The sequence below is a fragment of the Herbaspirillum sp. SJZ107 genome, assembly GCF_006715485.1.
Taxonomy (GTDB): domain Bacteria; phylum Pseudomonadota; class Gammaproteobacteria; order Burkholderiales; family Burkholderiaceae_D; genus Telluria.
Genome location: NZ_VFNH01000002.1, coordinates 455,118 through 476,142 on the forward strand (window position 1 = coordinate 455,118; position 21,025 = coordinate 476,142).

Below are 21,025 nucleotides of genomic sequence, written 5' to 3' on the forward strand. Positions count from 1 at the left end.
AGTTTCGGGCATGGCGGCTTTTTCTTTTCGCGCGCTTCATGGCAGCGATGTGAATGGCGTAGTGAACCGTCGGACTTCAGTCGTTTCGGTCGTCGGCGACGACGATAGCTGAAGCGCTGCAGACTTGAGGAGTTGCAGCAGTTCAGCTGGTGCCGGATTCATTGACGCAGACACCCTGTGTGCGCCGATGAATAATTCGCCCGACCAAGCAGACCGGGTTGGACGGGTTCAAACCTTGTAGCGTATTTTCTCATCGCAGAGAAGGAGAACTTAAAATGGCAACAGCCACCAAGAAAGCCGCAGCAAAGCCGGCAGCAAAAGCTGCCGCTGCAGAAAAACCGGCCGCTAAAAAAGCAGCGGCTAAATCGGCAACCAAGCCGGAAGCCAAGCCGGCAGTAAAAGCCGCCGCAAAACCTGCAGCAAAGAAAGCCGCTGCAACCAAGGCGCCGGCCACCAAAACTGCCGCAACCAAAACCGCTGCTGCCAAAGCACCGGCCAAAACTGCTGCAACCAAGACCACCGCTGCCAAAGCACCGGCAAAAGCTGCTGCAACCAAGACCACCGCTGCCAAAGCACCGGCCAAAGCTGCTGCAACCAAGACCGCTGCTGCCAAAGCACCGGCCAAGACTGCTGCAACCAAGACCGCTGCTTCCAAAGCACCGGCCAAGGCTGCTGCAACCAAGACCGCTGCTTCCAAAGCACCGGCTAAAGCTGCTGCAACCAAGACCGCCGCCAAGACCGCGACCAAAGCTGCTGCAACGAAGACCGCCGCTTCCAAGGGCTCGGCTTCGCCAGTGGCGAAGACGGGCGCCAAGACTGCTGCAACCAAGACCGCCACCAAGACCGCGACCAAAGCTGCTGCAACCAAGACCACTGCTTCCAAAGCTCCGGCTAAAGCTGCTGCAACCAAGACCGCTGCCAAGACCGCGACCAAAGCTGCTGCGACCAAGACCACTGCTTCCAAAGCTCCGGCTAAAGCTGCTGCAACCAAGACCGCTGCCAAGACCGCGACCAAAGCTGCTGCAACCAAGACCACTGCTGCAAAAGCACCGGCCAAGACTGCTGCAACCAAGACCGCCGCCAAGACTGCGACCAAAGCTGCTGCAACCAAGACCACTGCTTCGAAAGCGCCGGCCAAGACTGCTGCAACCAAGACCGCCGCCAAGACCGCGACCAAAGCTGCTGCAACCAAGTCCACTGCTGCCAAAGCACCGGCTAAAGCTGCTGCAACCAAGTCCACCGCTGCTAAAGCACCGGCCAAGACTGCTGCAAGTAAGACTGCCGCAACCAAGACTACTGCTGCACCGGCCAAGACTGCTGCAACCAAGACTGCTGCGTCCAAAGCACCGGCCAAGACTGCTGCAACTAAAACTGCCGCAACCAAGGCCACTGCTGCCCCGGCCAAGACTGCTGCAACCAAGACTGCCGCAACCAAGACCGCTGCCACCAACGCACCGGTGAAAGCTGCCGCAACCAAGACCGCAGCAACCAAGACCGCCGCAGCCAAGACCCCGGCCAAGACCGCAGCCACCAAAACCGCCGACACCAAGCCGGCAGTGAAGCAGGCTGCCGCCAAGCCGGAAGCCGCGGCATCGACCGCGTCGACGGCACCGGTAGCGCCAGCCGCAGCAAAGAAAGCATCGGCTCCGGCCGCGAAAAAGCCGGCAGCAAAAAAAGCCGCCGCGCCGAAGGCCGAAGCCAAGCCTGAAGCGAAAGCGGACACCTCGGCTGACAGCAAAGCGGAAACCAAAGCCGAAGCGGCAACGGAAACCAAGTCGGACACCAAGCAGGACGCAAAGCAGGAGACCAAGGACGGCGCCCAGCCGGCCGCCAAATCGGTCCTCACGCCGGCAGCCGCATGGCCTTTCCCGACCAGCAGCCGTCCGTAACAGCTGCCGTTCCACGTCTGGATCAGGCAAAATACCGCTGTGTGAAGTTCACACAGCGGTTTTTTTTTAAGGAGTCTTTGTGCTGCCCATTCTTCAGTTGATCGTCGATACCGTGGCCGGTGTCCTCGGCGGCGTCCTGCTGCTGCGTTTCTGGATGCAGGTCATCCGGGTCCGCCCACCTGCCTCGATCGGGCAGTTCATCTTCACCCTGAGCGACTGGCTGGTACGCCCGCTGCGCCGCGTCGTGCCGGGCATGGGCGGTTACGACTGGGCCAGCCTGATCGGCGCCTTCCTGGTGGTGCTGGTCGCGAGTGCCGTCATGCTGCTGGCCGGCTGGACCGGGCAGCAGGTGTTCCTGTATGCCTTGTACCGGATCCTGAACTGGATCATCTACGGTTTCATGGGCCTGTTGATCATCGAAGTCATCTTCAGCTGGATCAATCCGCACGCGCCGCTGGCACCCTTCGTGCGCGCGCTCACCGATCCGCTGCTGCGGCCCCTGCGCCGCGTGATTCCGCCGCTCGGCGGCCTCGACATCACCGTGCTGGTGGCGGTGGTCCTGCTGCAGATCATCCAGTACCTGCTGCGCCAGGGCTTCGGCCAGGCTTTCGTCATGATGTAAGGCGACGTCGGCACCGGCAGTAGAAACACCAAGGGCCCAGGCCCGGCATGCAAGCCGGACCTGGGCCCTTATTTATTGACGGATGGCGTGCGCCGCGATCAGTAACGGTAGCCGAACGCCGCCTCGAACTTGTCGGCGATCTCCTGGGCCGTGAAGCTGTGGTTCTGGCCGCCCTGGTGCGCGATCTTGATCGAGCCGAGCAGGCTGGCGATGCGGCCGGTGGTTGGCCAGTCGAGGTCGTTGGCGATGCCGTACAGCAGGCCGGCACGATAGGCGTCGCCGCAGCCGGTCGGGTCGACCACGGCGCTGGCCGTGACCGCCGGGATGACGTGGTGCTCGCCGCCGGCGTAGATGCTTGAGCCCTTTTCGCCGCGGGTGACGATCAGCGCATCCAGGCGCGACGCGATGTCGTGCAGGGTCAGGCCGGTGCGGTCCGTCACCATCTCGAATTCGTAGTCGTTGCAGGCCAGGTAGGCGGCTTGCCCGATGAAGGTCAGCAGTTCTTCGCCGTTGAACATCGGCAGCTGCTGGCCCGGATCGAAGATGAAGGGCACGCCGCGCTCGGCACAGTCGCGCGCATGCTTGATCATGCCGTCGCGGCCGTCCGGGGCGATGATCGCCACGCGCAGCGGCAGGTAATCGGCCAGGCTGTTCTCGTGCGAGAACTGCATCGCGCCCGGGTGGAAGGCGTTGATCTGGTTGTTGTCCAGGTCGGCGGTGACGAAGCACTGGGCGGTGTAGGCGTCGCCGATGGTGCGGATGGCGTTGGTCGCCAGGCCCTGCTTTTCCATGCGGTCGAGGTAGTCGCCGCCATCCTGGCCGATGGTGCCCATGATCAGCGGCTCGCCGCCCAGCATGTTGAGGTTGTAGGCGATGTTGACTGCGCAGCCGCCGTATTCGGTGCGCAGGGTCGGCACCAGGAAGGAGACGTTCACGCGGTGCAGCTGGTCGGCCAGCAGGGTTTCGCCGAAGCGGCCATGGTATTGCATGATCTTGTCGAAGGCGATCGAGCCGCAGATCAGCGAAGTCTTAGTCATGTGAAACCTTAAGGATAGAAGATGAAAATGTGGTAGCTGGAGGGCTTCAGGTCGGCCAGCGCGAAATGCAGCTTGATTGGCTGTTCCGAGCGCGGGCCGAAGCCGCTGGCCGCGGCAGCGCCGTTTTGCGGCAGATACTCGCCGGGGGCGAACACGCGGCGCAGCACGGCCTTGTCGTTGGCGTCGGTCAGCTCGAGTTCGATGCTCGGCCAGGCCTGCACGAGATTACCCTGGTTGCGTAACAGTGTGTTGAGCGAATACGTGTCCGGGCCGAGCGTCGTCAATTCGCCGTTCTCGATGGCGAGATTGTCGATCTGGGTCGGCAATTCGACGCGGCAGCCGAGCAGGGCACAGGCGGCGCCCAATGCGGGCCGCGCGCCCGGATAGCGCGCCGCCAGCACGTTGCGGAAATTCAGCACGAGCTGGGCCGCCAGCACCAGCAGCAGCACGACGGCGCCGATGGCCATCGCGATGCGGCGGGTGCGCCCCGACTGCTCCTGCTTGCGGCTGCGCTTGACGAATTCCGGCTCGTCGCTTTCCGGCACGCGCAGGCGCGGCGCTTCGATCCGGGTCGGGGTCAGCTTGGTGCGCCGCGCGCGGGCATCGAGCGCCTTGGCGCGCGCCGAGCGCGGTGCCGCCACGGCGGCCGGCGATGGTTCCTGCGGATCGGTGCCGGCCGAGGCGCGCAGCGGCAGCGGAGGCGGCGGCGCGCTCTCGTCCGGGAGGGCGGCGGCATGCTGCGGCGCGCCATGCCGCGCAACATCGGGCGGGAACGCCGTCTCGTCGCCGGGCAGCGGCTGGGCTACCAGTTCCTCGTCCACCGGCAGGTCGAAGCTGGGTTCGATGCGGCCCGGCGGCGCGAACGACGGTGGCGGTACGGACGCGGCGGGCGCGGCCGGCGTGTCGATCGCTGCGGGCGCCACGGGTTCGGGCGGGGTGGCCGCCGGCGCATTGTTCTCGGGCGCCAGGCGCGGTTCGCGCCGTGGTTCGGCCCACGGTTCGATGCGCGGCTCGATCCTGCCTTGCGGCGCGAACGTCAGCGTATCGACGGCATGCGCGAGCACGTCGCCGTGCGGTGGTTCGGGATCCTGCGGTTGGGACGGTGCCGGTTCGGTTGCGGCTGGCCGTACGTCAGCCTCCGCCTCGACGGCGCCGGCTTCTTCCACCGCATGCGCCAGCACATCGCCATGTGGCGGCTCGGGGTCCTGCGGCTGGGGCTGGGGCTGGGGCTGCGGCTGCGGTTCAACGGCTTCCGGCCCGGGCACTTCGTCATCCGGCGGGGGCAGGTCGACATCCACCACCGGGCCGGCCCCGGCTTCTTCGACCGCGTGGGCCAGCACGTCGCCGTGCGGCGGTTCCGGGTCTTGCGGCTGCGCTTCGGCCTCTGGCGTTCCTGCCATCGCCTGGCCCGGGGGCAGATCGGCATCCACCTGCCCGCCGGCGCTCGCCTCGACGGCATGCGCCAGCATATCGCCATGCGGCGGCTCGGGATCCTGCACGGCGGGCGCAGCCGCTGCATCCGGCGCTGTCTCGGGCAGGATGCCGGGCGGATCGAAGGTACTGGTGAAATCGAGGGTATGGACCGGCTGCGCCGTGACGTCGGCGCTGCTGTCTCGTTCTGCTTGCGGGGAAGCTGCGGGGGAGGGCGCCGCCACCTCGGCGGCAGGCGCCGGCGGCGGCATCTCGGGACCGGCGGCCGGCTTCGGCGCATCCAGGTCGATCAGGTGCGCGCTGCCGTCAAAGATGCGCTGGCAGGCGCCGCAGCGGACGATGCCGCCGCGGAGCTTGAGCTGGTCCGAGGCGACCCGGAACCTGGTCTGGCAAAACGGGCACTGGGTCGCGAGCGCCATGCGGTCACTCGCCGTGATCGGCGGCGCGCGACGGCGGTGCGGACTCCAAGCCGAGCTGCCCGTGCAGGGCGACCCAGCCGTCGTGCTCGGCCCAGACGCCCAGCTTGATGAAAGGTGCGTAGGCGGCGGCCACTTCCTCGGCCTGGCGCGCCAGCACGCCCGACAGGATCAGCGAACCGCCTTCGGCCACGCGGCCGGACAGCATCGGCGCCATCAGTTTCAATGGGCTCGACAGGATGTTGGCCACCACGATGTCGAAGCGGCTGTCCTTGCGCTCGGAAGCGCCGAAATCGTCCGGCACGTAAAAGTCGATGGCGCAGCCGTTGCGTTCGGCATTTAGCTTGGCCGATTCGATCGCCTGCGGGTCGATGTCGACGCCGGCCACGTCGGCCGCGCCGAGCTTCTTGGCGACCATCGCCAGGATGCCGGAACCGCAGCCGTAGTCCAGCACCGACTTGCCCGGTGCCGGATGCGCTTCCAGCCACTCCATGCACAGGCGGGTGGTCGGGTGGCTGCCGGTGCCGAAGGCCAGGCCCGGGTCGACTTCCAGGATCAGGCCGTTCGGGTCCGGGGCTTCGTGCCAGCTCGGCACGACCCAGATGTTCTTGCCGATGTGGATAGGCGCGAACTGCGATTGGGTCAGGCGCACCCAGTCGGCGTCCGCCACCGAGCGCACCGAAAAGTCCGGCAACTGCTCGAGGCCGATGGCGCGCGCCGCCTCGGCCACGATGGTGGCCTGGTCGTCGACCTCGTCGGTCAGGGCCACCACGCGGCTGTGGTCCCATGCCGCCTGTTCCGGCACCATGCCGGGTTCGCCGAACAGCGGCTTCTCGTCTTCGGTACCTTCGTCGGCGTCTTCCACCGAGACCGACAGCGCGCCCGCTTCCATCAGGGCGTCCGACAGGGCCTCGGCGTGCTCGCGGGCGATTTCGATGACGACTTCAGTCCAGCTCATTGTTCAACCTTGCTTTCCGATTTGGCACCGATCGCCACGTCCTTCGGCAGGTCCGGCTTGTGGGCCAGTTTCTGTTCCAGATAATGGATGTTGGTGCCGCCTTCCATGAAGCGGGCGTCGACCATCAGTTCGCGGTGCAGCGGGATATTCGTCAGGATACCCTCGACCACCATCTCCGACAACGCGATCTGCATGCGGCGGATCGCCTGCTCGCGGGTGGCGCCGTAGGCGATGACCTTGCCGACCATCGAATCGTAGTGCGGCGGCACATAATAGCCTGCGTAGGCATGCGAATCGACGCGGATGCCGGGACCGCCCGGCGGATGCCAGCCGGTGATGCGGCCCGGCGACGGGGTGAACTTGAACGGATCTTCGGCGTTGATGCGGCACTCGATCGCGTGGCCCGACAGCATGATGTCGCGCTGGCGGAAGCGCAGGCGCTCGCCGCAGGCGATGCGGATCTGTTCCTGCACGATGTCGATGCCGGTGATCATTTCGGTGACCGGGTGTTCGACCTGCACGCGCGTGTTCATCTCGATGAAGTAGAACTCGCCGTTCTCGTACAGGAATTCGAAGGTGCCGGCGCCGCGGTAGCCGATCTTGCGGCAGGCTTCGGCGCAGCGGTCGCCGATCTTCTCGATCAGCTTGCGCGGGATGCCCGGTGCCGGCGCTTCCTCGATCACCTTCTGGTGGCGGCGCTGCATCGAGCAGTCGCGCTCGCCCAGCCAGACGGCCTGCTTGTGCTCGTCGGCCAGCACCTGGATTTCCACGTGGCGCGGATTTTCCAGGTACTTCTCCATATAGACTTCCGGATTGCCGAAGGCGGTGCCGGCTTCGGTCTTGGTCATTGCCACGGCGTTCAGCAGGGCCGCTTCGGTGTGCACGACGCGCATGCCGCGTCCGCCGCCGCCGCCGGCCGCCTTGATGATGACCGGATAGCCGATCTTGCGCGCGGTCTGGATGATTTCCTTCGGATCGTCGGGCAGGGCGCCATCCGAACCCGGCACGCACGGCACGCCGGCCTTGATCATGGCCTGCTTGGCCGAGACCTTGTCGCCCATCAGGCGGATCGATTCCGGACGCGGGCCGATGAACACGAAGCCCGATTTCTCGACGCGCTCGGCGAAGTCGGCGTTTTCCGACAGGAAGCCATAACCCGGGTGGATCGCTTCGGCGTCGGTGACTTCGGCCGCGCTGATGATCGCCGGCATGCTCAGGTAGCTTTTCGCAGATTGCGCCGGGCCGATGCAGACCGACTCGTCGGCCAGTTTGACGTACTTGGCATCCTTGTCGGCTTCCGAGTGCACGACGACGGTCTTGATGCCCATTTCACGGCAGGCGCGCTGGATACGCAGAGCGATTTCACCACGATTGGCGATGAGGATTTTTTCAAACATGGTAAGTTCGATGTTTCTGTGAGTGCCGGTAGATGGCCGGAGACAACTGAATCGGAAGGGCGGAGGGCAGAAGTCCGGAGGCTTCCTTGCGAAAGGCTCCGGACTTCGGTCCGTTGACGATAATGGGTCTTAGCCGATCACGAACAGCGGCTGGCCGAATTCGACGGGCTGGCCGTTTTCCACCAGGATCTTGGTGATGGTGCCGGAGAGGTCGGCATCGATTTCGTTGAGGAGCTTCATCGCTTCGATGATGCACAGGGTATCGCCTTCCTTCACATTGGCGCCGACTTCGACGAAGGCCGGCGCGCCCGGGGACGACGAGCGGTAGAAGGTGCCGACCATCGGCGACTTCACGACATGGCCGGTTTCTGCCGGGGCTGCGGCCGGCTCGGCTGCTGCAGGTGCCGGGGCTGCGGCGCCCTGGACTGCCGGCGCCTGGAATTGCTGGACGCCTTGCGGCGGCACCATGACCATCTGATTCTGCGGGATTGCCGAGGACTTGACGATGCGAACCTTGCTTTCGCCTTCGGTCACTTCGAGTTCAGCGATATCCGATTCGGCGACGAGGTCGATCAATGTCTTGAGTTTTCTTAGATCCATGTGAAACCCCTGGAATTATATGTTTATGAGGATGCGGTGCGGAACTGCTCGCAAATCCGCACGGAATGCGTGAAGTTGACGTAGATTAACGCTCTTTGAGTGCAAAGTCGATGGCAAAGCGATATCCATCAGCGCCCAGTCCGCAAATCGTGCCTTGCGCAATCGCGGACAAAAACGAATGGTGCCGAAACTCCTCACGCTTATAAATATTAGACAGGTGCACTTCCACGAACGGAATCTCCACCGCGGCCAGCGCATCGCGCAAGGCCACGCTGGTATGCGTCAGCCCGCCCGGGTTGATGACGATGGCGTCGACCGCTTCCTGCCTGGCGGCATGGATGCGGTCGATCAGCGCGCCTTCATGGTTGCTCTGGAAGCAGGCAATGCTTGCGCCCGCCGCCGCTGCCTGGCTCGTCGCGGCCTGTTCGATGTCGGCCAGGGTAGTGGCACCGTACACCGCAGGCTCACGCGTCCCCAGCAAATTCAGGTTGGGGCCATTGAGCAGCAGGAGCTTTTTCGCCATGATGAACCGTCTATTTGCCCGAAAGACAGGCATTTTGCCGCCAACATTACGTGTTGGCAAGCGATATAAGGAAGTGCGAAGGGAAGTGAACGACCGTTCGCGAATGCGTCGGGCCGCCTACAGCCTGGCCAGATCGGCACGCAACTGGTCGAACTTCAGCTTGCCCAGGTAGGTCTTGATCACCTTGCCGTCGGCGCCGATCAGCACCGTATAGGGCAGGCCGCCGGCCGTATTCCCGAGGCCGCGCGCCAGGTCGGTCGCCCCCATCCCGCCCACGTACAGCGGATAGGCCACCTTGGTCTTTTGCGTGAACTGGACGAGGTTGCTGGGCGAATCGATGCCGATGCCGATCACATGGAAGCGCTTGCCGCCGTCCTTGGCCGCCAGCGCCGACAGTTCCGGCATCTCCTGCACACAGGGCGCGCACCAGGATGCCCAGAAATTCACCAGCAGCGGCTTGCCTTTCCATTGCGCCAGCGATTGCGGCTTGCCGGACAGGTCGTTCAGCGACTGCGCATACAGGGCGGCACCGGAATTGCCTGCGGCGGCGCCGGCCGCGGCCTTGGTATCCTGCTTGACGGCGGCGATCGCGCCGAGGGTGGTAAATGCGGCGGCCACGATCAGGTAGGCGGCCAGGCGCGGCTTGTTGACCTTCTTATTCATCTTGCTCCAGGGTTTCGTCAGTCATCATCAGGGCGCGCAGGCCCGCCAGGTCGACGCGCTGCAGGCGGCCGTCGGCACGCGGTTTCAGGGCGCCGCGCAAATCGTTCATGTCATACAGTTCGGCGTGGACCGGTTCCTTATGCCACATGAAACTCACCGTTTCAACCGGATCGTGGCGGCCGCCCTTGAAGTGCGGGGTTTCCGAGATGTCGATATCGACGTTCCGGTTCAGCAGCCAGATCTCGACTTCCTTGGCGCTGTCTGCGAACAATTGCAGGTGGATGTCGTCATGTTCGCCGGCGGTGCCGTTCAGGACCGCGCCGGTGAGGTAGGGCCGGAACTCGGCCAGCGCTTCCATCACTTCGAGCGCGGCGCCGCGCAGATGCTTCAGGCGTGCCGCCTGCGCCGGCCCCTGGAACAGGGACTGGTAGCGGCGCACCTCGTCTTCGACTTGTAGATTGTCGGGCAAATAATTCGGGGCGGGGCGGTCGACCCCCAGCACCTGGCGCGCGGCCTTGGCCTTGGCGGTGGCGTAGTCGGCGCCATCCTGGGCGATCATGCGTGCGGCCGTCGCAGCGATGCGGGTTCGCAACTGTTGGAGGTCATCATTTGAATTCGGCATCATGTCTCAGATCATACTCTTGAACGGAAAATGGCATCGCGTCGGGTAAAATCGCGTATTCCTTTATTTCCCTGCATCTTTTTCGACCACCATGCACATCCATATTCTCGGCATCTGCGGCACCTTCATGGGTGGGCTGGCTGTCCTGGCCAAGGAAGCCGGCCACCGTGTCACCGGCTGCGACGCCAACGTCTATCCCCCGATGAGTACCCAGCTCGAAGCCCAGGGCATCGAGCTGATCCAGGGATATGGCCCGGAACAGGTCGCGCTGGAACCGGATCTGTATGTGGTCGGAAACGTGATGACGCGCGGCAATCCGCTGATCGAGGAAATCCTGAACCGCGGCCTGCCTTATGTATCTGGCCCGCAGTGGATCGGTGAGCATATCCTGCGTAATAAATGGGTGCTGGCGGTGGCCGGTACCCACGGCAAGACCACGACCACCTCGATGCTGGCCTGGATCCTGGAAGATGCCGGCTATGCGCCGGGTTTCCTGATCGGCGGCGTGCCGATGAACTTCGGCGTCTCGGCGCGCCTGCAGGGTGACAAGGACTCGGACTTCTTCGTGATCGAAGCCGACGAATACGACACCGCCTTCTTCGACAAGCGCTCCAAGTTCGTGCATTACCACGCCAAGACCGCGGTCTTGAACAACCTGGAATACGACCACGCCGACATCTTCCCGGACATCGGCGCCATCGAGACCCAGTTCCACCACCTGGTACGCACCGTGCCCGGCGTGGGCCGCCTGGTCGTGAACGGCGACGAAGCCTCGATCGGCCGCGTGCTCAAGCGCGGCTGCTGGAGCGAGAAGGAAGCCTTCGGCGTGGCCGAGGGCGTGGACTGGAGCCTGGTCGAGCATCCGGGCGGCGCCAGCTTCGATGTCATCTTCAATAAAGAAGTGCAGGGCACCGTGCACTGGGACCTGAGCGGCCACCACAACCGCACCAATGCGCTGGCCGCGATCGCCGCCGCGCGCCACGTCGGCGTGCCGCCCGCGCAGGCGATCGAATCGCTGTCGCGTTTCCAGAACGTCAAGCGGCGCATGGAAGTGCGTGGCGTGGTGAACGGCGTGACGGTGTACGACGACTTCGCCCACCATCCGACCGCGATCGCGACGACGGTGGGCGGCCTGCGCCAGAAGATTGGTACCAATGGCCGCATCCTGGCCGTGCTCGAACCGCGCTCGAACACCATGAAACTGGGCGCCATGAAGGATGCGCTGCCGGGCAGCCTGAAGGATGCCGACCTGGTGTTCGGCTTCGGCAGCCAGCAGGCGCTGGGCTGGTCGCTGGCCGACGCCCTGAAACCGCTGGGCAACATCGCCCACAGCTTCGACCAGATCGACTATATGGTGCAGGCGATCGTCCAGGCGGCCCAGCCGGGCGACCATATCCTGGTAATGAGCAACGGCGGCTTCGGCGGCGTGCACCAGAAACTGCTGGAAAGCCTGGCGGCATGAGCGGGCGGCCGCATATCCTGTATCTGCACGGCTTCCGCTCGTCGCCGCGCTCGTACAAGGCGCGCGTGGTGCATGGGCGCATGGCCGAGCTGGGGCGCGCGCATGAACTGATCTGCCCGCAACTGCCGGCTTCGCCGAAAGCGGCGATGGACCTGGTGCTGACGCTGGCCGAACGCCATGCCGACAAGGGACCTGACGGGATCGCCGTCATCGGTTCCTCGCTCGGCGGCTTTTATGCGACCTGGCTGGCCGAGCGCTTCGGCTGCCGCGCGGCGCTGGTGAACCCGGCGGTCGATCCGCTGAAAGACCTGGACAAGCACGTCGGCGTGACCACCGCCTGGCATTCGGATGAACCGTTCGAGTTCAAGCGCGCCTACATCGACGAGCTGGCCGCGCTGAAAGTGGACCGGATCACGCGTCCGGAGCGTTACTTCCTGCTGGCGGCGACCGGCGACGAAGTGCTGGATTATCGCGACATGGTCGCCCATTACGCCGGGGCGCACCAGCATGTGATCCAGGGCAGCGATCACGCCGTATCGGAATTCGAGCAATATGTCGACGAGGTGCTGGCATTCTGCATGACGGCAGCGCCGGCGTGAGGGTGACTTGAGAACACCATCGCTGCGCCAGGCCCGCTGGCTGGCGCATCCCGGGGGCGTGCGCGCACCGATGGCGATGCGCGCCTGGCTGACCACGCCCGGTTCGCTGACCGCACGCCTGGTGGCGCACAGCCGCGCTTTTCGCGTGCAGAAAGTGCGCCAGGCGGGTGCGCTCTGCCTGGCGGACGAGGCCGGCGCACTCGGCCTGGCGCGCCGGCAGCGCGTATGGGAGCGCGAGGTGCTGCTGCGCTGCGACGGCCGCCCGGCGGTGTACGGCCACACGGTGGTGCCGCTGGACGCCACGGCGCACGACTGGCCGCTGTTTTCGGCGCTGGGCGAGCGCTCGCTCGGCACCACGCTGTTTTACGATCCGCTGGTCCGGCGTGGCCGGCTCGAATTTGCCCGGATCCGGCCGGGCCACCCGCTGCTGGCGCGCGTGCGCGCGGCGCTTGGCCCGGAGGCGGACAATGCGCAGGCGGATCCGGATGCGACTTATTATGCCCGGCGCTGCGTCTACCGCCGCCGTCAAGGCCTGCTGCTGGTCACCGAGGTATTCTTGCCCGCGGTACTGGACCTGGCGCCGGCCGCAACCAACATGAACCTGAAATAGATTATGAACGTATTTTTCGAAGAGTCCGGCGATTTCAAGGTCGGCACCGTGCTGTCGCAGGCCGGCGAGGCTTACCAGGTCGAGATGCCGAGCGGGAAACGCACCAAGGTCAAGGCGCGCGACGTGCTGCTGCAGTTCGAGAAGCCGGACCCGGCCACGCTGCTGGAACAGGCCAAGGCAATCGCGGCGGACGTCGACCTCGAATTCCTGTGGGAAGTTGCCGGCGACGAGGAATTCGGCTTTGCCGAGCTGGGCGCCGAGTACTTCGGCCATGCGCCGCTGCCCGCCGAAGCGGCCGGCTTGGTGCTGGCCCTGCATGGTTCGCCCATCTATTTCTATAAAAAGGGCCGCGGCCGCTACAAGGGCGCGCCCGAGCAATCGCTGCGCGCCGCGCTGGCCGGCATCGAAAAGAAGAAGCAGCAGGCCATCGTGCAGGCGTCCTATGTCGAGGAACTCAAGGCCGGCCGCCTGCCGGAAGCGATGCAGCCGCTGGTCCAGCAACTGCTGTTCAAGCCGGACAAGAACAGCATCGAATACAAGGCACTGGACACCGCCGCCACCGAACTGCAGACCACCCAGCCGCGCTTGATGCTGGCGACCAAGGGCATCGCCTCGGCCAAGGAGCTGCACATGGGGCGCTTCCTGTTCGAGCACTTCCCGCGCGGCGCCGGTTTCCCGCCGGTCGAGGTGCCTTCGGCACCTGCGGATCTGCCGCTGGCGAACGTCGCCGCATTCTCGATCGACGATGTGACCACCACCGAGATCGACGATGCCTTCTCGGTCGAGACGCTGGACGACGGCACCGTGCGCGTCGGCATCCACATCGCGGCGCCGGGCCTGGGCATCCGTCCGGACGACGCCATCGACAAGATCGCGCGCGCGCGCATGTCGACCGTTTACATGCCGGGCGATAAGATCACCATGCTGCCGGATGAGGTGGTGAACGCATTCACGCTGGCCGAGGGCAAGGATTGCCCGGCGCTGTCGCTGTACGCCGTGCTGGATCCGACCACCTGGACCGTTCTCTCGACCACCACGCGCGCCGAGCGGGTGCCGATGAAGAGCAACCTGCGCCACAACGACCTCGACGAACTGGTCAACGAAGAGACGCTCGCCAGCGGCGAGGGCGAATATCCGCACAAGAGCGAACTCGGCCTGCTGTGGCAGTGGGCGCTGCAGCTGGAAGCCGGCCGCATGAAGAAACGCGAAGCCTTCGGCCTCAAGCCGGAACAGGCGAATCGCGTCGACTTCAATTTCTACGTCGAGGACGACGTGGTCACCATCGTGCGCCGCAAGCGCGGGGCGCCGCTGGACAAGATCGTGGCCGAGCTGATGATCTTCGCCAACAGCACCTGGGGCAAGCTGCTGCACGACTCGGGCGTGCCCGGCATCTACCGTTCGCAGGGTCCGGGCGCCGGCGGCTGGAACGCCAAGATCCAGGTGCGCATGGTGACCCACGCGGCGCCGCACCAGGGCCTGGGCGTCGACCAGTACGCCTGGAGCACTTCGCCGCTGCGCCGCTACACCGACCTGGTCAACCAGTGGCAGATCCTGGCCTGCGCGGCCAACGGCGTGACCGCGCCGCTGGTGGCCCCGTTCAAGCACCGCGACGCGACCCTGTTCGCGATCGTCTCGAGCTTCGACGCCGCCTACGGCGCCTACAACGACTTCCAGCAGAACATGGAGCGTTACTGGTGCCTGCGCTGGCTGGGCCAGGAACAGGCGAAGCAGGTCGACGCTGTGGTGCTGAAGGACGAGGTGCTGCGCCTGGTCGACATCCCGCTGGTGATCCGCCTGCCGGGCATGCAGCAGGTGGCACGCGGCGCCCAGGTGCGGCTGGACATCGTGCGCTGGGACGAGGTCGACCTGTCGCTGGAAGCGCGCCTGCTGGAAGTGGCGGCCGTGGCGCCGTCGGAAGAACTGGCACTCGAGGATGAGGAAGAGGGCGCCGACAGCGGCGAGGCGGCGGCGGTGGAAGGTGCCGAGGCCGAAGGCGCGGTGACCGTGGTCGATCCGGAGACGCAGACCGACGTGACGGCCGAGCCGCAGGCGCCGCAGGCGGCTGCCTGATCGTCGTGGGGTGGGCACGATGTGCCCACCTTGCAACCCCGCGCACCGATACTTTCCCGCAACACTCGCAAACTCCCGCTCGCGCACGGTAGAATGGATCATTCCCTGACTCCAACCGTCCCTCCCCGCAGCGCGTGAAGTACTCCCGACAACAACGTCCCCTGATGATCGCCGTCGCCGTTTCGGTGCTGGCGCATGCGGCCCTGCTGGCGGTCCGTTTCGCCGCGCCGGATGCGTTCCGGCTGCAGCCGGCCGATCCGGGGCTCGAAGTCATCCTGGTCAACGCCAAGCACCAGCGCGCGCCGCTCAAGGCCGAGGCGCTGGCCCAGGCCAACCTGGATGGCGGCGGCAATGCCGACGCCGGGCGCGCGCAGTCGCCGCTGCCCGACCTGAAGCGCATCGAGAACGGCGACAGCATCAAGGCCCTGCAGCGCCGCATCGCCGAACTCGAGCAGCAGCAGAAGAACGTCATGAGCCAGGTACGGCCCTCGAACTACGCCAGCGCCCCGGTCGCGGAGCAGGTCCGGCCCGACCCGAACCGCAACGGCGCCGACAACGTCGACACCAGCAAGGCCATCGCGCGCATGTCGGCCGAGATCACGCAGCGCATCTCGGACGAGAACAAGCGTCCGAAAAAGACCTTCATCAGCCCCAGCACCCAGGAAGTCGGCTACGCCATGTACTACAAGGCGATGCAAAAGCGCGTGGAGGAGGTCGGTACCCTGAATTTCCCGCAGCAGAACGGCAGCAAGCTGTATGGCGAGCTGGTGGTCTACATTCCGGTGTTCCAGGACGGCAGCGTCTACGAAAAAGAGGGTGGGCCGCGCATCGAGCGCAGTTCCGGCAACCCGGCGCTGGACAAGGCCGCGCTGGCCATCGTGCGGCGCGCGGCGCCGTTCGGGAAGTTCCCGGCCAACATGCGCTCGTCCGACAAGGACGACCTGTGGATCGTGATCACCCGTTTCAAATTTACCCGGGAAGAAAAGCTGCAGGCCGAACTGCGCGGAGAGTGATGAGATGACAGACCAGTATTCAGCCGATCGCTATTGTGTGATCGGTAACCCGATCGCCCACAGCAAATCGCCCGAGATTCACGCCGCGTTCGCGGCCACGACCGGCCAGGACCTGGTGTACGAACGCTGCCTGGCGCCGCTCGACGGTTTCGCCGGCACGGTGCGGCGCCTGGTCGCCGAAGGCTATCGCGGCGCCAACGTCACCGTGCCTTTCAAGCTGGAGGCGGCGGCCATCGCCACCCGCCTGTCCGAGCGCGCGCGCCTGGCCGGCGCCGTCAATACGCTGCGCTTCGAGGACGGCGAGATCGTCGGCGACAACACCGACGGCCCGGGCCTGGTGGCCGACATCGTGCGCAATGCCGATGTGGCGCTGGCCGGCAAGCGCGTGCTGCTGCTGGGGGCCGGCGGCGCGGCGCGCGGCATCGTGCTGCCGTTCCTGGAGCAGGGCCCGGCCGCGATCGTGATCGCCAACCGCACCCGCGCCACGGCCGATGCGCTGGTGGCGCAGTTTGCCGCGCACGCGTCCCACCCGGGGCAGGTGAGCGCGGTCGGCATGGACGCCATCGACGGCGTGTTCGACGTGGTCGTCAACGCGACCTCGGCCAGCCTGGCGGCGGACATGCCGCCGGTACCGGCAGCCAGCTTCGGACCGGACACGCTGGCGGTCGACATCATGTACGGCAAGGAACCGAGCCAGTTCATGGAATTCGCGGCCCTGCATGGCGCTGCGGTGCGCGACGGCCTCGGGATGCTGGTCGAGCAGGCCGCGGAGGCGTTCACGCTGTGGCGCGGCGTGCGGCCGGAAACCATGCCGGTGCTGGTGCAACTGCGCGCCGCCTTATGAGCACCGCGCTGAAGATGGGCGCCGCCGGCGCGCGTTCGAAAACCGGAGGCCGCCACTCCGGCGGCCGGCGCTGGCTGAAATGGCTGGTCATCGGGCCGGTGCTGGCGGTGGTACTGGTGCAGTTGTACTTCTTCCTGATGATCTGCTGGTGGACCCAGTTCAATCCGTCGTCGACCAGCATGATGCGCACCCAGCTGTCGGCGCTGCGCGAAACCAATCCGAACGCCAGGCTGGAACAGGTGTGGGTGCCGTACGCGCGCATCTCGAACAACCTCAAACGCGCCGTGATCGCCTCCGAAGACGCGAATTTCGCCGAGCACGACGGGGTCGACTGGGACGCGCTGGAAAAGGCCTACGAACGCAACAACAAGCGCCATAAAGTGGTCGGCGGCGGCTCGACCATCACGCAGCAGCTGGCGAAGAACCTGTTTCTGTCCGGCTCGCGCAACTACCTGCGCAAGGGCCAGGAACTGGTGATCGCCTACATGCTGGAAGCGGTGATGAGCAAGCAGCGCATCCTCGAGATCTACCTGAACGTGGTCGAGTTCGGGCGCGGCGTGTTCGGCGCCGAAGCCGCCGCACGCCACTATTACCGCGCGCCGGCCGCTGGCCTGAGCCCGGCCCAGGCCGCCCGCCTGGCCGTGATGCTGCCCAACCCGCGCTACTACGACGCCCACCGCCAGACCAATTACCTGGCCCGCCGCAGCGCCATCATTCAGCGCCGCATGAACGCCGCCGACCTGCCATGACCGCCTGTAAGCCTCCAGGGCGGCGTTGCACCGTCTCGCGGTACTAGCGTACTGTCTTCGACGCTGCGTCGGCGGGCCGCATCCCTTGCCCTGAAGGTTTGCAGGCGCTCATGGGCAAAATTCTTGCCGGCGGGGTGGCCGGGCTCAGGGCTTACGGGTACACTTGCGCTGTTTCCGAATCCCGGCCGAGAAAGCAGCGCATGATCAACGTATTCGTCCTACAAAATGGCCGACTGAACCAGGTACCCATCGCTTCCCGCGCCGATCTGGAGAATGCGGCGCCCGTGTGGGTCGATCTCACCGATCCCACGGATGCCGAGCGCGCCTGGGTCAAGGCGACCTATGACGTGGTCTTGCCGGGCGAGGACGAAGTGTCCGACATCGAGGCGTCGGCGCGCTACTACGAAGGCGAAAACGGCGACCTGCACCTGCGCACCGACTTCCTGCGCGAGGAAGAAGACGGCCCGTCGCGTATCGTCACCGTCGCTTTCATCCTGGCCAAGAAAATCCTGTTTTCGGTCCATAACGACGAACTCCCGGTGTTCCGCCTGGTGCGCCTGCGCGCGCGTTCGCGGCCCGGCTCGATCGAGGATTACATGGACGTGCTGCTCGACCTGTACGCGACCGACGCCGAGTACTCGGCCGATGCGCTCGAGGGTATCTACGAGAGCCTGGAAGAGGTCAGCCAGCGCGTGCTGCAGAAGGAATTCACCGACCAGGACGCGGCCGCCGCGCTGAATGCGATCGCGCACGAGGAAGACTTGAACGGCCGCATCCGCCGCAACATGATGGATACGCGGCGCGCGGTCAGCTTCCTGATGCGCGGCCGGTTGCTGAACGGCGACCAGTTCGAGGAAGCGCGCCAGATCCTGCGCGACATCGAATCGCTGGACGGCCACACCTCCTTCCTGTTCGACAAGATCAACTTCCTGATGGACGCCACCGTCGGCTTCATCAACATCAACCAGAACAAGATCATCAAGATCTTCTCGGTGGCCTCGGTCGCCTTCCTGCCGCCGACCCTGATTGCCAGTATCTACGGCATGAACTTCGAGTTCCTGCCGGAGCTGCACTGGAAGATGGGCTATGGCTGGTCGCTCAGCCTGATGATCGTGAGTGCGATTGCGCCTTTCCTGTATTTCCGGCATCGCGGCTGGCTGAAGTAACTTCAGCCGTTACTGTTTCAGCAAAATCTTCTTCAAATAGCATGTTCACTATCTTTTAGTTGACTTTAAAATGAGAATCATTATCATTCGCACTTAGATTCCGTTGCCCACAGCGTCAGCGGATCATTTCTTTCTGCTCAACTGATGGGATACCGATGAAAATGCAAGCGTCCGCCGCCCGGCGTCTGAAGCTCAACCGACTCGCCGTACTGATGGGCGCCACCATGCCGCTGCTTGCGCAGGCCCAGGCTGCCCAGGACGCAGATACCCCCATCCAGCAGGTCCAGGTGACCGCCCAGCGCAGCGCGAATTCGTACACCGCCGGTTCGGCCCGCACCGCCACGCCGCTGGACCTGTCGCTGCGCGAGACCCCGCAATCGGTATCGGTGGTGACGCTGCAGCGCATCGAAGACCAGCGCATGCAGACCGTGACCGACGTCGTCAACAACACCACCGGCGTCTCGGTCAACCAGTATGAAACCAACCGCGGCCAGTTCACGGCGCGCGGCTTCGAGATCGACAACCTGCAGATCGACGGCCTGCCGACCACCTACGAACAGCAATGGAGCGGCGGCGAAGTCGCGTCCAGCCTGGCGATCTACGACCGCGTCGAAGTCGTGCGCGGCGCCACCGGCCTGATGACCGGCGCCGGCAACCCGTCGGCGGCAATCAACCTGGTGCGCAAGCATGCCGACAGCAAGCAGGTGACTGGCTGGATCGAAGCCGGCGTCGGCAGCTGGAACGAGCGCCGCGTGATGGGCGACGTGTCCACGCCGCTGAACGCATCGGGCAGCGTGCGCGCACGCGTGGTGGGTGAGTACACGGACAGCGACAGCTGGGTCGACTACGGCGGCTTGCGCAGCAACACCCTGTACGCCACGGTGGCGGCCGACCTGACCCCGCGCACGCTGCTGCAGGCCGGCTACAGCCGCCAGGAGAGCCGCGCACAGAGTCCGATGTGGGGCAGCCTGCCGTACTGGTACAGCGACGGCACCCCGACCAACTGGGAGGTCTCGAAGACCACCAGCGCCGCCTGGAGCCGCTGGCCGACCACCTACGGCAATGCCTTCGTCGACCTGCAGCACACCTTCGACAACGGCTGGAAGGTCCACGCCGTCTACAACAAGGCCAAGCGCGACGGCGATGCCTACCTGCTCTACCTGTCGGGCCGTCCCGACCGCGTGACCGGCCTGGGCATGAGTGCTTATCCGGCCAACTACATCAACCATACCGACCAGGAAGACATCGGCCTGCACGCCGGTGGCGCCTTCGAACTGGGTGGCCGCAGGCACGAAGCTGCCTTCGGCTACATGCGCATGAAGCAGGACTTCACTGCCGACAACCGGCCGTCGGACATCTTCCCGGTCCCGGGCGACTTCAACAACTGGAACCCGGCAGCCTTCCCGGAACCGAATTGGGGCGAGCGCCAGTTCTACCAGGACCGTCACACGGAGCAGGAAGCCCTGTACGGCGTGGCCCGCTTCGCGCTGGCCGATCCGCTCAAGCTGATCGTCGGCGCCCGCGTCACCGACTACGAGCGCTCCGGCAGCGGCGGTTTCGCCCCGGACTACCGGATCAAGCACGACCATGAAGTGACGCCGTACGCCGGCCTGGTCTACGACATCAATAAAACCTGGTCGGCCTACGCCAGCTACACCGACATCTTCCAGCCGCAGAACGCCCTCGACCTGGCGGGACGCATGCTCGATCCGATCGAAGGCAAGAACTACGAAGCCGGCGTCAAGGGCGAGTTCCTCGACGGCCGCGTGAACGGCTCGCTGGCGGTGTTCCAGGTCAAGCAGAACAACCTGGCCCAGGCGGTCGACAAGATCGACCGCGGCGGCCCGCTCGGCCCGGAAACCTATTATGTCGCCTCCGAAGGCGCCAAGAGCGAAGGCTTCGAGTTCGAACTCTCGGGCGAACTGGCCAGGGGCTGGAGCGCCAGCGCCGGCTATACCCAGTACCGCATCAAGGATGCCGCGGGCGCCGACATCAACAGCATCTACCCGCGCCGCCTGCTGCGCGTGTTCACCACCTACCGCCTGCCGGGCGCATGGGACAAGCTGAGCGTGGGCGGCGGCGTGAACTGGGAAGGCGAGACCTACACCATCGTGCCGGGCGCCCCGGCGAACACGAACGGCGGCCGCGTCGAGCAGGAAGCCTTCGCCCTGGTCAACCTGATGGCGCGCTACGAGTTCAGCCGGCAGCTGTCGGCGCAGCTGAACGTCAACAACCTGCTCGACAAGAAGCACTTCGGCTTGTCGGCCGCGTATGAAGGCGTGAACTACCAGGCGCCGCGCGGTGCATCGCTGACGCTGCGCTACCGTTTCTGACGACTAACCGAGACTGATCCC

19 protein-coding genes are annotated in these 21,025 nt (G+C 65.3%); 11 read left to right on the forward strand and 8 right to left on the reverse strand.

Features of this window, described 5'->3' with window-relative positions:
• Positions 1-218 precede the first annotated feature (218 nt).
• Positions 219-1,889 (forward strand): hypothetical protein, encoded by a 1,671-nt coding sequence (locus FBX97_RS30470; protein WP_370457227.1) that lies wholly within the window; start codon positions 219-221, stop codon positions 1,887-1,889.
• A 79-nt stretch (positions 1,890-1,968) separates the two neighbouring features.
• Positions 1,969-2,511 (forward strand): YggT family protein, encoded by a 543-nt coding sequence (locus FBX97_RS11760; RefSeq protein WP_255517432.1) that lies wholly within the window; start codon positions 1,969-1,971, stop codon positions 2,509-2,511.
• 98 nt (positions 2,512-2,609) lie between these two features.
• On the opposite strand, the gene FBX97_RS11765 is transcribed toward FBX97_RS11760, so the two are convergent.
• The 8 genes from FBX97_RS11765 to FBX97_RS11800 all read right to left on the reverse strand — a co-directional run bounded on the left by FBX97_RS11765 (position 2,610) and on the right by FBX97_RS11800 (position 10,161).
• A complete protein-coding gene (locus FBX97_RS11765) occupies positions 2,610-3,548 on the reverse strand; it encodes a carbohydrate kinase family protein (RefSeq protein WP_141831796.1) in 939 nt (312 codons plus the stop codon).
• Between the two features lie 8 nt (positions 3,549-3,556).
• Positions 3,557-5,398, reverse strand: coding sequence for a zinc-ribbon and DUF3426 domain-containing protein (locus FBX97_RS11770; RefSeq protein WP_141831798.1), 1,842 nt, complete (start codon positions 5,396-5,398; stop codon positions 3,557-3,559).
• 4 nt (positions 5,399-5,402) lie between these two features.
• Positions 5,403-6,353 carry a 50S ribosomal protein L11 methyltransferase gene (gene prmA / locus FBX97_RS11775; RefSeq protein WP_141831800.1) on the reverse strand — a complete coding sequence of 317 codons (951 nt, stop codon included), beginning with the start codon at positions 6,351-6,353 and terminating at the stop codon, positions 5,403-5,405.
• Complete coding sequence (gene accC, locus FBX97_RS11780) at positions 6,350-7,750, reverse strand: acetyl-CoA carboxylase biotin carboxylase subunit (protein WP_141831803.1); 1,401 nt, start codon at positions 7,748-7,750, stop codon at positions 6,350-6,352. Before accC ends, prmA begins: the two co-directional genes overlap by 4 nt.
• Positions 7,751-7,879: 129 nt before the next feature.
• Entirely contained in the window at positions 7,880-8,350 is a 471-nt protein-coding gene (accB, locus tag FBX97_RS11785) for an acetyl-CoA carboxylase biotin carboxyl carrier protein (RefSeq protein WP_141831805.1), read from the reverse strand.
• Positions 8,351-8,435: 85 nt separating this feature from the next.
• Positions 8,436-8,873 (reverse strand): type II 3-dehydroquinate dehydratase, encoded by a 438-nt coding sequence (aroQ, locus tag FBX97_RS11790; protein WP_141831807.1) that lies wholly within the window; start codon positions 8,871-8,873, stop codon positions 8,436-8,438.
• Between the two features lie 117 nt (positions 8,874-8,990).
• A complete protein-coding gene (locus tag FBX97_RS11795; protein ID WP_141831809.1) occupies positions 8,991-9,536 on the reverse strand; it encodes a TlpA disulfide reductase family protein in 546 nt (181 codons plus the stop codon).
• Entirely contained in the window at positions 9,529-10,161 is a 633-nt protein-coding gene (locus FBX97_RS11800; protein ID WP_141831811.1) for a hypothetical protein, read from the reverse strand. The genes FBX97_RS11795 and FBX97_RS11800 overlap by 8 nt, the downstream gene beginning before the upstream one ends.
• Before the next feature lie 88 nt (positions 10,162-10,249).
• On the opposite strand from FBX97_RS11800, the gene mpl reads away from it, so the two are divergent.
• The 9 genes from mpl to FBX97_RS11845 all read left to right on the forward strand — a co-directional run bounded on the left by mpl (position 10,250) and on the right by FBX97_RS11845 (position 21,004).
• On the forward strand, positions 10,250-11,620 hold the full coding sequence (mpl, locus tag FBX97_RS11805) for a UDP-N-acetylmuramate:L-alanyl-gamma-D-glutamyl-meso-diaminopimelate ligase (protein ID WP_141831813.1): 1,371 nt from the start codon (positions 10,250-10,252) through the stop codon (positions 11,618-11,620).
• Positions 11,617-12,219: a YqiA/YcfP family alpha/beta fold hydrolase gene (locus FBX97_RS11810; RefSeq protein ID WP_141831815.1), complete on the forward strand. Its 603-nt coding sequence runs from the start codon at positions 11,617-11,619 to the stop codon at positions 12,217-12,219. The genes mpl and FBX97_RS11810 overlap by 4 nt, the downstream gene beginning before the upstream one ends.
• A 7-nt stretch (positions 12,220-12,226) precedes the next feature.
• Positions 12,227-12,829, forward strand: a complete 603-nt coding sequence (locus FBX97_RS11815) for a chorismate lyase (protein ID WP_255517433.1) — start codon at positions 12,227-12,229, stop codon at positions 12,827-12,829.
• 3 nt (positions 12,830-12,832) lie between these two features.
• The gene (locus FBX97_RS11820) at positions 12,833-14,899 is read left to right on the forward strand and encodes a ribonuclease catalytic domain-containing protein (protein WP_141831817.1); all 2,067 of its coding nucleotides are present in this window, start codon (positions 12,833-12,835) and stop codon (positions 14,897-14,899) included.
• 164 nt (positions 14,900-15,063) lie between these two features.
• Complete coding sequence (locus tag FBX97_RS11825) at positions 15,064-15,912, forward strand: TonB family protein (protein ID WP_141831819.1); 849 nt, start codon at positions 15,064-15,066, stop codon at positions 15,910-15,912.
• 4 nt (positions 15,913-15,916) lie between these two features.
• Positions 15,917-16,756 carry a shikimate dehydrogenase gene (gene aroE / locus FBX97_RS11830; RefSeq protein WP_141831821.1) on the forward strand — a complete coding sequence of 280 codons (840 nt, stop codon included), beginning with the start codon at positions 15,917-15,919 and terminating at the stop codon, positions 16,754-16,756.
• A 14-nt stretch (positions 16,757-16,770) separates the two neighbouring features.
• On the forward strand, positions 16,771-17,505 hold the full coding sequence (mtgA, locus tag FBX97_RS11835) for a monofunctional biosynthetic peptidoglycan transglycosylase (RefSeq protein WP_141834353.1): 735 nt from the start codon (positions 16,771-16,773) through the stop codon (positions 17,503-17,505).
• Positions 17,506-17,705: 200 nt separating this feature from the next.
• A complete protein-coding gene (corA, locus tag FBX97_RS11840) occupies positions 17,706-18,671 on the forward strand; it encodes a magnesium/cobalt transporter CorA (RefSeq protein WP_141831823.1) in 966 nt (321 codons plus the stop codon).
• 155 nt (positions 18,672-18,826) lie between these two features.
• Positions 18,827-21,004 (forward strand): TonB-dependent siderophore receptor, encoded by a 2,178-nt coding sequence (locus FBX97_RS11845; protein WP_185748565.1) that lies wholly within the window; start codon positions 18,827-18,829, stop codon positions 21,002-21,004.
• The last annotated feature ends 21 nt before the right edge of the window (positions 21,005-21,025 follow it).